Source organism: Enterococcus raffinosus (assembly GCF_018917525.1).
Taxonomy (GTDB): Bacteria; Bacillota; Bacilli; order Lactobacillales; family Enterococcaceae; genus Enterococcus_A; species Enterococcus_A raffinosus_A.
Window position 1 is genome coordinate 1 of record NZ_JAHLOS010000064.1, and the last position, 13,691, is coordinate 13,691.

General features: G+C 40.8%; 17 protein-coding genes. 3 read left to right on the forward strand and 14 right to left on the reverse strand.

Annotation, left to right across the window (positions count from 1 at the left end):
* Positions 1 to 212: 212 nt before the first annotated feature.
* A complete protein-coding gene (locus KQI58_RS21665) occupies positions 213 to 353 on the forward strand; it encodes a TetR family transcriptional regulator (protein ID WP_216411015.1) in 141 nt (46 codons plus the stop codon).
* Between the two features lie 34 nt (positions 354 to 387).
* Positions 388 to 792: a TetR/AcrR family transcriptional regulator C-terminal domain-containing protein gene (locus KQI58_RS21670; RefSeq protein ID WP_216411016.1), complete on the forward strand. Its 405-nt coding sequence runs from the start codon at positions 388 to 390 to the stop codon at positions 790 to 792.
* A gap of 75 nt (positions 793 to 867) precedes the next feature.
* Here KQI58_RS21670 and KQI58_RS21675 read toward each other — a convergent pair whose 3' ends face one another.
* Positions 868 to 1,647, reverse strand: a complete 780-nt coding sequence (locus KQI58_RS21675; protein WP_216411017.1) for a helix-turn-helix domain-containing protein — start codon at positions 1,645 to 1,647, stop codon at positions 868 to 870.
* A 325-nt stretch (positions 1,648 to 1,972) separates the two neighbouring features.
* Between KQI58_RS21675 and KQI58_RS21680 the strand changes: the two genes are divergently transcribed.
* Positions 1,973 to 3,061, forward strand: a complete 1,089-nt coding sequence (locus tag KQI58_RS21680) for an acyltransferase family protein (protein WP_216411018.1) — start codon at positions 1,973 to 1,975, stop codon at positions 3,059 to 3,061.
* 152 nt (positions 3,062 to 3,213) lie between these two features.
* Here KQI58_RS21680 and KQI58_RS21685 read toward each other — a convergent pair whose 3' ends face one another.
* From KQI58_RS21685 to KQI58_RS21740, 13 genes are all read right to left on the reverse strand, one after another.
* Positions 3,214 to 3,894, reverse strand: a complete 681-nt coding sequence (locus KQI58_RS21685; RefSeq protein ID WP_216411019.1) for a hypothetical protein — start codon at positions 3,892 to 3,894, stop codon at positions 3,214 to 3,216.
* 64 nt (positions 3,895 to 3,958) lie between these two features.
* The gene (locus KQI58_RS21690; RefSeq protein ID WP_216411020.1) at positions 3,959 to 4,342 is read right to left on the reverse strand and encodes a hypothetical protein; all 384 of its coding nucleotides are present in this window, start codon (positions 4,340 to 4,342) and stop codon (positions 3,959 to 3,961) included.
* A gap of 450 nt (positions 4,343 to 4,792) precedes the next feature.
* On the reverse strand, positions 4,793 to 5,602 hold the full coding sequence (locus KQI58_RS21695; protein WP_216411021.1) for a metallophosphoesterase: 810 nt from the start codon (positions 5,600 to 5,602) through the stop codon (positions 4,793 to 4,795).
* Positions 5,603 to 5,802: 200 nt separating this feature from the next.
* A complete protein-coding gene (locus tag KQI58_RS21700; RefSeq protein ID WP_253296084.1) occupies positions 5,803 to 7,161 on the reverse strand; it encodes a HAMP domain-containing sensor histidine kinase in 1,359 nt (452 codons plus the stop codon).
* On the reverse strand, positions 7,142 to 7,789 hold the full coding sequence (locus KQI58_RS21705; RefSeq protein WP_216411022.1) for a response regulator transcription factor: 648 nt from the start codon (positions 7,787 to 7,789) through the stop codon (positions 7,142 to 7,144). Before KQI58_RS21705 ends, KQI58_RS21700 begins: the two co-directional genes overlap by 20 nt.
* 121 nt (positions 7,790 to 7,910) lie before the next feature.
* Entirely contained in the window at positions 7,911 to 8,630 is a 720-nt protein-coding gene (locus KQI58_RS21710; RefSeq protein WP_216411023.1) for an alpha/beta hydrolase, read from the reverse strand.
* Between the two features lie 153 nt (positions 8,631 to 8,783).
* The gene (locus KQI58_RS21715; RefSeq protein WP_216411024.1) at positions 8,784 to 9,305 is read right to left on the reverse strand and encodes a hypothetical protein; all 522 of its coding nucleotides are present in this window, start codon (positions 9,303 to 9,305) and stop codon (positions 8,784 to 8,786) included.
* 460 nt (positions 9,306 to 9,765) lie between these two features.
* Entirely contained in the window at positions 9,766 to 10,035 is a 270-nt protein-coding gene (locus KQI58_RS21720) for a hypothetical protein (RefSeq protein WP_253296085.1), read from the reverse strand.
* A complete protein-coding gene (locus tag KQI58_RS22905; RefSeq protein WP_253296086.1) occupies positions 10,019 to 10,258 on the reverse strand; it encodes a hypothetical protein in 240 nt (79 codons plus the stop codon). The genes KQI58_RS21720 and KQI58_RS22905 overlap by 17 nt, the downstream gene beginning before the upstream one ends.
* Positions 10,259 to 10,548: 290 nt before the next feature.
* Positions 10,549 to 11,301 (reverse strand): amino acid ABC transporter ATP-binding protein, encoded by a 753-nt coding sequence (locus tag KQI58_RS21725; protein ID WP_216411025.1) that lies wholly within the window; start codon positions 11,299 to 11,301, stop codon positions 10,549 to 10,551.
* A complete protein-coding gene (locus tag KQI58_RS21730; protein WP_216411026.1) occupies positions 11,240 to 12,010 on the reverse strand; it encodes an amino acid ABC transporter permease in 771 nt (256 codons plus the stop codon). Before KQI58_RS21730 ends, KQI58_RS21725 begins: the two co-directional genes overlap by 62 nt.
* On the reverse strand, positions 12,011 to 12,712 hold the full coding sequence (locus KQI58_RS21735) for an amino acid ABC transporter permease (RefSeq protein WP_216411027.1): 702 nt from the start codon (positions 12,710 to 12,712) through the stop codon (positions 12,011 to 12,013).
* Positions 12,713 to 12,723: 11 nt separating this feature from the next.
* Positions 12,724 to 13,581, reverse strand: a complete 858-nt coding sequence (locus KQI58_RS21740; protein WP_367397960.1) for a transporter substrate-binding domain-containing protein — start codon at positions 13,579 to 13,581, stop codon at positions 12,724 to 12,726.
* Positions 13,582 to 13,691: the final 110 nt, after the last annotated feature.

Below are 13,691 nucleotides of genomic sequence, written 5' to 3' on the forward strand. Positions count from 1 at the left end.
CTCTTTGAACTCAGCCTGTGAAAACGCTTCATTAGGCTAGGCTTTTTTGAGTGCACCTTCTTTCAGTTCTTTAGGGTAGAAAACGTGTTACTTTACTCTTGACTTATTACCACTAGACTTTGCTTATGATAGAATCATTTTAGAAGCTGAGGATGGCACTTACAAGACAGTTGAGGCTGAAGTGTCGACCGAATTATTAAGGAGAATCACTTATGAAAGTTACTGGCGGGGCTTTGAAATTACGAGATGCTCTTGTTCGCTTGCTGCGGACAAAAGCCTATTCAGAGATTTCTATCAAGGATATTGCAAAGGAGGCCGAGATGAACCGGACTTCTTTTTATCTTTTTTTTTGAAAATAAAGAAGAATTAGCTCGTTTTACCAGTGAGTTGTTCTTAGAAACCTACAGTGAAAATTTAGTTAAAAGCTATGATCTCTATCCAAATGAAGAGAACAATAAAAACATCCAAAACGCTTTTAGTTATATCGATAAGCAAAAAGAAGTCATTCGCGCTTTATGGTCAATCGAGAATCTTTCTTTTTCGCCTTATTTGCTGATGCAGGATTCGATAGAATATCATATTGAAAATTATTTACGAAAACAACAACGCTCAAATATAGATGGTGACATGATTTCCTTTTATTCCAAGCTGTACGCTGTCAATGCAATGACAACTGTCAAATGGTGGATAGAGACCCTCCCCCACCCAAGCTATGAGAAAACAGCTGATTTGATTGATACCTGTTGTACCAAGGGCTTGAACTATTTGCTTTTGGAGCCAGATTCCCACTAATCATTTAGTCAAATACTGAAAATACATAGTTAAAAGACAGGAGAACCTGATTTTCAATCGGATGCTCCTGCCTTTTTATTTACTGGGAAGCTTTTCCAGCTCCTTGATATCAAACAGCTTGTCTCCGCTTTGAGCGATTGAGGGAATATCAAACTTCTTCGTATTTTTTCTATACCACTTAGACGCCTTATCGATATTATAAAGGTAAATACTTTTCCCTACATTCAAATCCGGATCAAATAACTTGCTCTCCCGTTCACTTCTTATCACGATCTTGCTTTCCTTATTATGACTATATAGATGATGCTCGGCTTTTGCGTTCACCATGATGCTTTTGTCATCAGAATACTCCTTTTCTCCCGATGTATTGTAAAGATTAATCATCCAGCCGTTTGCTTTGAAATGGATCGTATATTCCACATCCTCTGGCAAGGTAACTTTTTCTCCAGTTCGTTCGATGATCCTTTCCTTTTCCGGCAACACTCGCTTCGTGATCTTCGTGATTTGAATATCATCAACCGTTAAAAAAACGATATCTATCCATCGAATGACTCCGAAAAAGACGATCGCTGCTACTACCAATAGTGTTATTAAAATAGATAGTATTTTAAAGATTTTTTTTCGTTTCGTATCAAAATTCAACTCTTCAATCATCTCTGTATCTTCCTTTAAAAGTCGTTCCAAAGAAATATCAAAAAAGTCACTTAATTGAACCACCTGTTTTAAATCGGGATAGCTTTTGCCGTTCTCCCACTTTGAAACTAACTGTCTCGTGACAAAAAATTTCTGAGCCAAGTCCTCCTGCGTCAGATTATTTTCAGTTCTTTTTTCCTTAATGATCTTTCCAATATCCATGAATCACACCCCTTATTACTCCTTCTCATTTTAACGGATACCCTGAAAAATTGGTATTCTCTTTAGCAAAAATGACCTGCAACAAATCGTAACATCCTAATTTGGCAAGGTTTTTCCTGATGTTCTTGTTTGTTGCGGCTGCTTTATGTAAATGTTTGCTTTTGTTTCTAGTCACGATACTTCATCTCAATTACTGTGAGAATTAAGTCGTTGCTCTTTTCGCTAAAAATAATATTAGTCAGTTTATTGACTGTTGATTTCCGCAGCGAAAAAAGGAGCACCATTTACTTCACCACTATAAATTCTCAAAAAAGGAACGAAGCACATGACCAAACCTGAACCAACTGAAAATATCATTCTAAATAAGAACTGTCCATTACTCAATTTGGCACAGTATACTTCCTCATTACTTGTTATTTTAATTCATTGCGGTCGGTTATCTGAAAATGACATTGTTCATTTCACATTGAAGGTTTTCTTTGGGCGTTTAGCCGTCCCGCTTTTTTTAGTTACCGCTGGTTACTTTTTCTGCTTAAAACAAAATGAAAATCCTGATTATGCTCGCAGCTATTTTAAACGTCAATGGCAGGTATATCTTTTTTGGAGTCTGATCTATCTTCCTTATGGCGTTTGGTTTGTCCAAAATATCGGACTTGATCCTAAACTCTATCTTGCTGCTCTACCAGTAGGCATTGGTTATTTAGGCTTTTGCTACCACCTTTGGTATTTTCCAGCACTTTTCTTAGGGTTCTTTCTAACCCGAAAGTTAGTAAAGCATGTCAAGTTTCCGATCACCTGCTGTGTTTGTATGTTTCTATTTACGCTTGGTGCCACAGAAACCTATGCAGCTTATCTTCAAGGAACCCGCATTCATACAATCTATACCCTTTACCAGCAGCTATTCTTCACCACTCGGAATGGGCTGTTTTATGCACCGATATTTCTGCTTATCGGTTTCTTTCTGGCTAGCGCATCTAAATATCATCTATTTTTACAGAAATACAAATGGCAGGGACTGATAATTAGCCTGCTTCTTTTAAGCAGTGAAACGATCCTTGTTTGTTTGAAGCAGGGAACAGACAAGAATTTTCTTTTTTCCCTAATACCTGCTTCACTTTTTTTAATGAATTTATTGTTAAGATCAACATTTTTAGTTAAAAGAAATTTTTCTCAGTTAAGAAAAAACGGCCAATCACTTTATTTTTTACATCCGCTCTTTCTTGAAGGCATTCAATGGGTTTTCAAACAGGCGGGGATCGCAGATTTTCAAGGAATTCCCTTATTCTTGATCACCTTCGCTTTAACTACCTTAAGTGTGAAGCTCTTGATTGTCATTAAGACGCAATGGACTGAAAACATTGAAACAAAAAAATTACGAATTTTTAGAAACATAAAATGGCGTTTTTATAGTTAATACTCGAATGAGTCACAGCCTAACGAAACTTGCTCCATGGCAAATAGCCCGCTACCTTAGCGGGCTTAAAATTTGCGCTCAACCTTTTTATCATGCATTATTCCGCCTCATCCCAACGTTGGATTTTTTTGATGAGGCGGAAACTCAGCTGCTTACTCTCGTTTGCGCATACGATTCAGTAGCCGTTTCCGTTTTTTCTTAGGTTTTGCCGGCGGGGATTCCTTGTTTGCGGACATAGCTGGTTCTTCCGCTTCCTCCTCGTATTTCGCCGTAATGATCAGCTTCGCTGGCGTTGATTGATCATCTAACACAATATCCTCCACGGAGGCGTCAGTTGGTAGACAAGCTGTAATGATCATGATCGCCTGACTTTCACTTATATCCTCTGGTTCCACACCCATTGGCAGCTGGATTGTTTTGATTAACCAGCCCGGTTTTGGCTGTTCTTCCGTAATCGTAAAATCCTCTGGAAAGCGGATTTCTCCTGAATTTTTGACAGACTTCGGCTGTGCTTCTTCTTTCACAGGAGTCGCTGCCATTACTGGCTGAGCGTTAGCTGTCTCCATCATGACACTCATTGGATCGTTGGCTGGTTGCTCGCTTTCTTCTGTATCATCAAAGATCGTGCTGACTTCTTTCACGATCATTTTTGCTCGCAAGACTTCCTTGAATAAAGCGACGCCGTCTTTTTCAAACAGGCCGATCTTGGTTAATTTGGTTAATGCTGTTTTGACTTGATCCGCGGTTTTTGTCGGGTCAAAGTGTTTAAATTTAAAATGATGGGACTTGCCAATGCCGTCAGCAAACTCCGCATCTAAAGTAATCGTTCTCATAAATGGGTTCCATCCTTTTAGGTTTTAGTTTTTAGTTGGTATTCCTTATTTACTTGGAAACTGGTCATGATTCGACCATGCCTTCCAACGGTTGATTGATTGTTTGACTAAATAATTGCTCAGTTTCTACAGCGACATAAGTTTGCGCTGGGAATAATTTGGCAGATAATAATTGCCACTCTTTCTTTCCGAAATAATCGGTAAAATAAATATAATAGCGACGCATCGCGGCAGTCGAGCGGGTTTTTAAGAAAATATAATTCGCTAATCCTCTCAGAACACTCTTGAATTCTGATTCGCAGAGTTCTGCCCGAACTTGTAATGCAATCAACATTTCGATGGTGGCCGTGCCATCTTTTGTCTCATGATAATACTTGCGAATCCGTTTTTCGACTGTTCGCCGTGACAGCGTAAACAGTTTTTTATTCGTGATGCCGTACTCGTGCAAATAGGTCTCCTCCTTATTCGATTTAATGTATTATTTTTTTTGCAAAAAATTAGGTTGATTCTCACGCCGTATATCATTCTGCTAAACAGCTTTTTTGCTTTATTTGATTATAGCTTTCTATTTTTTCTGAGCTACATATACTGCGAAAAGCAGAACTGACATCCTTTCGTTTAGAATAATTCTTTGTTGAGATATCTACACCAACAACATACGCCTATTTCTACGGGATTTACACACCAAAAATTTGATTGCATCTAAAATATAAAAATTCTTATCAGCTGAACATGATAACAGTAAATCAGACGTTCTTATAAAATAACTAACAACAAATAGGATTACCCATATTTTTCTCTAATTTTAAGAAAAAAGCCCATCAAATGAGGGCTTTTGACTAAAATAGCTCGTTTAATCTTAGCTATAAAAGGAATAATCTGTCCTTAGCTTCAATTCTTAAAAATGCAATTGGAACACGGAAATCTCCGGCGGAACAGCAAAGCGTGCATGAATCGAAGTGGTTCCCAAGCCAGTATTAACGTATAGTTTCGTATGGTCACTGAGTTCATACAATCCGCGAATGTATTTCTCCGCTAAAACATTTTTCACTTGATAAAATGGCAAGCGAATTTGTCCGCCATGGCTGTGCCCGGCTAGGATCAGCTGTGTATTGGTTCCAATAAACCGATCCGCCACATCTGGCTCATGGGTCAGTAATACGGAATAGTCATACCCTTGGCGATCAGCTAACGTTTCATCCACAGAAGGATTTCCCAGTAAGGAATCATCCATTCCGCCGATAAACAGCTTTTTTCCGCTTTTCAGCAGGAGCGTTTCACCAGAATTTTTCAATACCTTAAATCCTCCAGCATTCATGACGCTTTCGTAGATTCTCGCTGCACCGCCGCCATAATCATGATTTCCCCACACTGCATATTTACCAATCGAGGCATTCAGCTGGCTCAGCTGCTCAATAATTTCCTGTTCATGCTGATATTGAGCATAATTATCGAATAAATCTCCGGTAAACACGATGATATCGGGCTTTTCCTTGTTCACTTTGCCAATCACCTTCGTTAAACGATTCGTTTCATAGCTTTCAGATACTTGAATGTCTGAAAGCTGGACTATTTTTACTTCTGCTGGTCTAGTTCGATCGCCTAATTTTAAGTGATGAGTAACAACCAGATTTGGTTCGATCTTAAACGCGTAAAATAGAATAAACACGATAAGCAGCGCAATGGCTGCGACAATTTTCTTCTTCATTGTTCTCCTGCTTTCTTCAACTAGTGATAACTGCGGCAATTAGTGCGCCTCCTGTAAGTAGCAAGCCGCCAACTAAAAAACCGATAATCATTTTTCTTTTTGCGTGATTGTTCATGCTCTCCCCCCCTGTGTCATAAAGCATACAAAACAACTATGCAAAACTTGTGCAAAAGAAAAAAACAGCACGAAATGTACTGTTTTTAGTGAATTGGGATATTGATCGTTGCGACAAAACATTCGTTTTCCTGACGAAGCACCAGCTCTCCTCCCAATGATTTTACTGCTTCTTTAACGATTGAAAGCCCTAAGCCGGTGCCGGAAAGCCGGTTATTTCGTGAGGCTTCTCCGACCACAAAGGGATCAGATAAGCGGGAGAATTGCTGATCAGAAAATGGCGTTGTTTTATTTTCAAAGATTAACTGATAGGACTCCGCGAGGATGATACTGCTGATCTTCATTTGCTGATCTAGGCTATATTTCATGCCATTGATCAATAGGTTGATGACAATCATGCGCAGCAGCTGTGGATTCGTTTTTAGTTCACACGTTTCCAATCTACGTTCAATTCGAAAGCTGGGATCGATGACTTGTTGTTGAACGACTTCTTGTTCGATCAAAGCATGAATTTCCACCGGTTCCAGCGAAATATCCTCACGCATTTGCTGACTGTAGGACAAAAGATTGCTTACCAGCTCATTCATGGTTGCCAGCTGTTGATCAATATCTGCGAGAAATGTTGGATTTTCCAATCCCATTTCTTTTCCATCGATTAAGAGCTGCATTACGGATAAAGGTGTTTTTAGCTCGTGTGCTAAATTGGACGAGAAGCTTTTCAACTGATCGTTTCGTTCTAGCATCTCCATTTCGTGCTGCTGCAGGGATTGCTTCATTTGATTAATGGAGCGGCTCAAGCTAGCTAATTCATTTTTCTCCTGCAGGACAGAATCTGCAAAATCCAGCTTAGCTATGTTGCGTGTCGTTTGTTCTAATCGACGAAGTGGTTTAATGAGTTGATTCCGCACTAATAAAATAATCAGTCCAAAGACAAGGAATAGAAAGAACAGCGTAACGACGACAACTATCGGCAACAGTGTATGAATCGCAGCCTTAAAATCGGGAATACTCCTGCCAATCAGATAGATCGTCTCGCCTTTACGGAAGAACAGTGTATAGAAATCACTCTTCTGCTTCGTTTGATTGTACAAACGTTGAACCACATGATCCGTTTTTATTTTTGCGATCGTCGTTTGCTCCACCCAGAAGCGATTCAGTGAAATGCCCTCACGATTCAACCGAAAAGCGATCGCCTCTGTGACTTCTTCTTCTGAAGTGGCGCTTTCTAGCGGTAAAGAAACCCGAATAATATCCTTTGGAAGTGGTTTGTTTTCGCCCTTTTGAATCATCTGCTGGGCTTGCTTGACGGGCTGCTCCATTTTCCAATAATAATACGTCGGAAAAATCCAGCGATAAAACAAGAGCACCAGCAAGAGCATCAGAATAAAAAGGACACCCACTCGCAGAATGAAGGATCGGGCCAAACTATTTTTTCGGTAGTTCAAAGCGATAACCTATCCCATAAACAGTTTGAATCAGGCCTTTGCCCAGCTTCTCCCGCAGGATGCGAATAAAACTATCCACGGTCCTTTCATCGTTTTCATGATCCAATCCCCAGACAGCCAACAGAATCTGTTCGCGAGTTAACGCCAAGCCTTGATTTTGATAGAGATAATAAAGCACGTCATACTCTCTTTTCGTCAGATTCAATTCACTGTCATTCAATAAAACCCGTTTCTCAGTTGGAAGAAAAACTAACGGCTGCTTGAGGTCCTGCTGAATAACACCTAATAATTTCGCCACACGAATCAGCAACACCTTGGCATGAAACGGCTTGGTCAAGTAGTCATCGACTCCCGCCAGCAGGGCTTGCACCTCATCTTCTGGTAAATCCTTAGCTGTCAACATGAGGATTTTGATGTTGCGCTCTCGTTTCATTTTTTGCGCGACCTCAAGCCCATTCATTTTTGGCATCATCCAATCCAAAACAGCCAAATCGAATTTTTCCTCGTAAAATGCTTCCAGCGCCATCTCACCATCACTAACGGCTGTGACAGAATAGCCTTCCCTTTCGAAAAACTGCGCCAACAACTCCCGCATTTTATCTTCATCTTCACCTAGTAAAATCTTCATTCAAAAAAATCCCTTCTAAAACCGAACTAAAAAATCATTTCCATTATAGGTTTTTCCACAAAAAAAAGAACACCGAAGTGCTCCATTCTTGTCGAATCTAGGAAAAACTTATCTTTTACAGCTATTTGACCTGTTCATCTAACCAAGCAATCAAGCGTTTAGCGACCTGCTCGTTTTGATCACTGATCTCTGATTTTCCATCGCCTTTTTGAGCACCATACGCCCCAAAGCCAGCATGGCTTCCGCCGGCGATTTCTTGATACTCCGTGTTTTTAGGCAAGTTCGCTTTGGCTTTCTGAAAAGCATCATGATCCAATACCTCATCATTTTCAGCAGTCAAAGAGAGCACGGGAAGCTCCTTATCAGCGAGACTGCCTTTTTCATCTGGATAACTAGCTAAGAAAAACATGCCTGCCAATTTATCCGAATGCTCCTTGGCAAAGCGGCTAGCCATCACGCCACCTAACGAATGGCCGCCAACGACAAAATCACGTTCAGGCTGTTGGGATAAAACCTGTTCACCACGATTCGGTGCCAAGATAGCCAAATCCAGCGGCATTTTCAGGATGTAAACTGGATAGCCGTCCTTTGCCAGCGTTTGAGCCCAAGGGCTGTAGCTTCCTGGATCAACTAGCGCACCGGGATAAAAAATGATCATCGGCTTGGACTCGTCCTCAGAAGGAAAATACAGCCAGTCACTTTCTTCTTTCGCCTGTTCTGTTACCTGCTGCGCAGCCCTTGTTGGTGCATACGTTTGCGTTTTTAAATACGCAACTCCGCCGACCATCACGACAACGATTGCGATCAGAACAGTCAGAAGGATCTTTTTCCATTTCTTCACTGTAATCGTTCCTTTCTTTCGTTGCCATCATATCATTTTCGAGTATTTCGGAGCAATTTTTTACGTTTTTCCTATTTCAGTCTCAACCAACACGTAGGTACAGTCTCTTGATCTTTGCAAAATAGCATATATCTTCTGTAATTTTACTGGCTACTATAAAATCTGCGCGGAGCATCTGTGACAATACACACTGATCGTCTTTCTAAAATATCTACCATTCTTAATTGATTTAAACCGCGCCATTATTTGATAATTCATTTCGCCTATGATCATTTCTGAAATGGCTGTATTTCCGCATTTTAAGCATTCAATCTTTTTCTTTCTTAAATGTTTAGCATATTCTTGAAGCCTGCTTTGAACAGCATAAGCTCTACGGCATCGCTCGATAAACTCGATCTCGCTATCCTTCAATTCTTTTACCACCAGATTTTCTTTATTTTCAATATTCTCACACGAAGCAAGTTCCTCGATCGCCCTTTGAGCCGCTTGCTTATCAGAAAATGTCTTGATATTCGCAACTTGCGGCGCGTTCATCGGTACTTCGCCCTTTAAATGTGCTTCTGGCTTCATTTGGGTTGTAGTCAGAAGTTTCGAATCTTTAACAAAACTAATTCCTGTAACATATCCATAATTCTCATCACTACTATAAATAGCATAGAAGATTGTGCTAGGCATCTTAACCATCCTTTTTTTGATTGTCTCAGTACACATCAAGTAAATGTGCGCTCTGTTATTCTAACGAGTCTGATCTTTTATATCACGATTCTTTAAAAAGACATCTGTTTCGGCTTCGTCTTGAAAATAATAGCACGTCATGGCTTTTGAAAGGTGGTTTATATTTTAATTCAATTTAAACGTTTTAAAACGTTTCTCTAACAGGGTGTTTTCCAACCCAAGGGAAATCGCTCGCACACCTTATTAAACCAATGAATATGCTTTAACCTATCATATTAAATCAGTTATTTAATATTTTAGAAAAGACCTGTTATTTTAGTCAATAAAATTCGATAGGTAGATTGATTTGTTGTTACCACCTATGAAGCAAGCATGAAAATAACACCTGTGACTTTATTTAGTCTCAGGTGTGAATACAATTGTTTCAATTCGCTGTACTATTTTTCAACAGTCATTCTCCTCAATGGCAATCCTGCAATGTCTGCCGCAATTTTTTAAGAAAATATTTCCCAAAATCTGTCGGCTTGCGCATTTTATTACTAATTACCACCAGAGAATGAACATCGGCGTCTTTCAGTGGACGCAGAACAATCTGATCTTTAGTCAGACCTTGGATTATTCCTAGTCCAGAAGCATAGGCTTTAGAGGCCCCTAACAAATTCATCAGTGTTCCGCGATCGCTGGTATAATAATTCGGCTGCTCTTTGGATATATCAATGGGGTTCCTCATCGAGATGTGCCGATCCGCTGTCTTCTTGAATAAATCGGACCTGTTCTTCACTATAATCCTTCCATTCTTTCGTCGTCATCAGATCGTTTTCAAGTATTTCGGAGCAATTTTGACCTATCTGCCTTTTGACTGTTCCAGGATTCAGGGGCAGGCGGTCAAAATTCCATGATTGCAGACCTTCAGCTAAGCAGCAGCTCACCCTACGATGATTCAACCGGGACATCTTTAGTCATTCCTCGTCTTGAAAATCCTTGGTTTCGCGAGGATGCCGATCTTTTTTGTTTTATTTAGCGATTTGATTTTTTTTGAATCGTTATTTCTTGCAAAATCTAAACGATTCAAGCGGTTTAGAGTTTGGTAGAAAAATATTAAGTGAGGAAACTGAGTTTTATTAAGACGATTTATTTCTTTTTTAGTAGTTCACCTTTACCTTCCAAATTATGGTTTCACTTGAAGGTCTGCGTACACAAAAAGCATGTGCAATTTTATATCATCGCACATGCTTTTTAGCTATTAAAGCAAACCGGTTCTCTCTGGAAGAATCCTTTGTAAAAAACGATGTGTTCGTTCTTCTTTCGGATTTGTAAAGAAGCTTTCCGGATCCCCCTCTTCAACGATCTGCCCTTGATCCATAAAAAGTACATGATTAGCTACATCGCGGGCAAAGCTCATTTCATGAGTCACCACCACCATGGTGACTCCCTCCTCCGCCAATTGACGCATTACCTGCAATACATCACCGATCAATTCTGGGTCCAACGCCGAAGTGGGTTCGTCGAATAGGATGACCTCTGGTTTGAGAGCGATGGCGCGCGCAATCCCTATACGCTGCTGCTGCCCGCCAGATAATTCATGCGGGTAGTAGTCTTCATAGGCCTTCAAGCCCACCTTTTCAATGGCAGCTTGGGCAATCCTCAGCGCTTCCTGTTTAGGAATTTTACGAGCGGTCACTAAGCCCTCCAAAACGTTTTCCAAGGCCTTTTTATTGGCAAAGAGATTGTAATGCTGGAAAACAAAGGCGGTTTTCCTTCGTATCTCAGTCATTTCCTTCTTTCTTATTTGGGCAAGGTCGTATTTTTTCTGGTTGATCTCCATTATTCCAGAATCCGCCTTCTCTAAACCGTTTAAACAACGTAAGAAGGTCGTTTTTCCAGAACCGCTGGGCCCTAGAATGACGACTACATCCCCTTGATTAACCTCCAAGCTAACGTTGCGGAGGATTTCCTGCTGGTAAAACTGCTTGCAGAGATTTTGAACTTTTAGCACGGATTTTCTCCTTTCTTCGCGTCGAATGATTATTCAAGCGCAGACTTAGTAAATGAAAGAGCCCCTGCAGACTTCCGCACAGCAGCAGGTAGATAATGAATATCACTAAATAGGATTCAAAATACTGATAGCCATGAGCGGCTTGAACCTTGGCGATTGCAGTAATATCTTTGATGGTCATTACAAAAACCAGTGAGGTTCCCTTCACGAGATTGATTGTCAGATTGGATAAATTTGGCAACGCTGAAGTCAAGGCCTGCGGAAAGATAATCCGCCGATACGTTTGAAACGTCGTCAGCCCCACGGAGTGACCTGCTTCAAGCTGCTGCTGACTAACCGTAGAAAGCGCCGATCGAAAAATCTCGGATAAGCTGCCGGTCGTCAAAAGGCTAAATATGATGAAGGCATAATATAACGGCGACAGGTTAAAGATATTGAACGAGCTATTTAATGCGGTCAATAATCGATTTAACAAACTAGGCAACAGACTGTAGAAAAATAGAATCAATAAAATCGGCGGTGTCGCGCGAATAAAGGCTAGATAGATAATTGAAAAGGTCGTTACACCTTTTACTTTATGGATGCGCCCCAGGGCCAACAGCATTGCCGGAATAATACTTAAAGCGATGGAAACGACAGCAATTGCTAGTGTCACCGGAACCCCCTGCAGTGTTACTAAAAATGTTTCAAAGATAAACTCCCAGTTCATTTAGGCTGGCTCCTTTCTATGTGGGGTCAAGACGATTTCTAAGCCTTGGGTAGCAACCGCTAAGACCAAAGCCAGCAGCCAATAAATGATCGCTGCGGCCGAATAAACTTCTAACGAATGATTGCCAAAATTCTGGCTGATCAACAAATTGGCCCCTCCGAGGATATCGACTAAGCCAATCGTGTAAGCCAATGCCGCATCCTTCATCAGATTTAATAAAGCCGTCGAAAAATTCGGTAAAGCAATGCGAAAGGCTTGAGGAAGAATGATCCTGAAAAAGGTCTGCCGCTCGCTCAAACCAACACTTAAGCCGGCCTCCGTTTGCCCCTTTGGCACAGATAAATAGGCGGAGATAAAGACCTTCGAGATCATCGCCGAAAAAAGCAGTGTCATCGCGATTACTGTAAAGGCGGTACGAGACCAGCTGTCGCTTTGAACTCCCAGCCACCAAAATAGAAACTTGGGCAGACCATAAAAGACAAGAAACAATAGAACGATCGGTGGCGTGCATCGCAGGATAAAAATATAGCCATTCGCGATGCGTTGAATCATTCGCTGGGGCGCCAAGCTGCCCCAAGAAACAAGCAGACCTAAAAGTGTGCCAAAAAGAAGCGTCAAGCCCATCACCAATAACGTTTCTGGAACATATTCAACCAATTGAGGAATCGTTTGCCAAACCTTTGACCACTCGTAACGAACCATTTAAACTCCTCCTACTCTTGAATAAACTTGAAGACATCCTCACCAAAATATTCTTTTGAAAGCTTCGTCAGCGTTCCGTCCTCCTTCAATTCTAATATGGCTTTATCGTAGGCCTCAGCAAATTTTTTATTCTTATCATCACGATGCAGTAATGGATAGGTTGGAATCCCTTTGTACGGAACATAGCTCAGTTGATCGACATATTGATGATACGAGCCTTTATCATTTTTGACGGCTTCTTCAAAGGAAAGCTTGATGTCAAAAAAAGCATCATAACGTTTTTCTAACACCCAAGCATACGCATCAGATACCTTGAAGGCCTCGGCAGCTGTCAGCTCGATTTGCTGATTGGGGTGTTCTTTATTGTATTCTTCAATCACATTCCATTGGGCATTCTGAGGTGAGATCGGTACGAGCTTCCCGCCAGCTTTTGCAATGTCATCAATGGTCTGATATTTTTTCTCATCTTCCTTGCGAATCGTAAAGCCAATAATACTTGCGCCGATCTTTTCTTTGGGAATGATAAATTTTTCGGCACGTTCTTCTGTATACCAAGCCCCTTTGACTCCTAGATCATATTTCCCTGAGTCCAAACCGATCAGCAAATCGTCATCGCTGGTCCCTGTAAATTTTAGCTTGTATTGTGGCAGTTTTTTATCGATCGCCTTCAATACCTGTACCTCAAACCCGTCAGATTCACCTTTTTCGTTGATATAATCATAGGGAACGTAATTTTGAGTATGTGCGACATTGATCGTCGTGACCTTCTCTTCTGCGATCGCTTTTTTATTGTTGCTGCGAATGCCAAAGGTGATGGCGAGAATTGCAACTCCTGCGACAGCGATTCCTATCCATTTCTTCATTTTTATAAATCCGCCTTCCTACGAAAGGCACCAATGAGATGATGAAAATCCTCAAAGAACCTTTCTCTCTTTATTTTTCGTGTTACGCTCTCCTTGCAGGTCCCTGGTATACTACA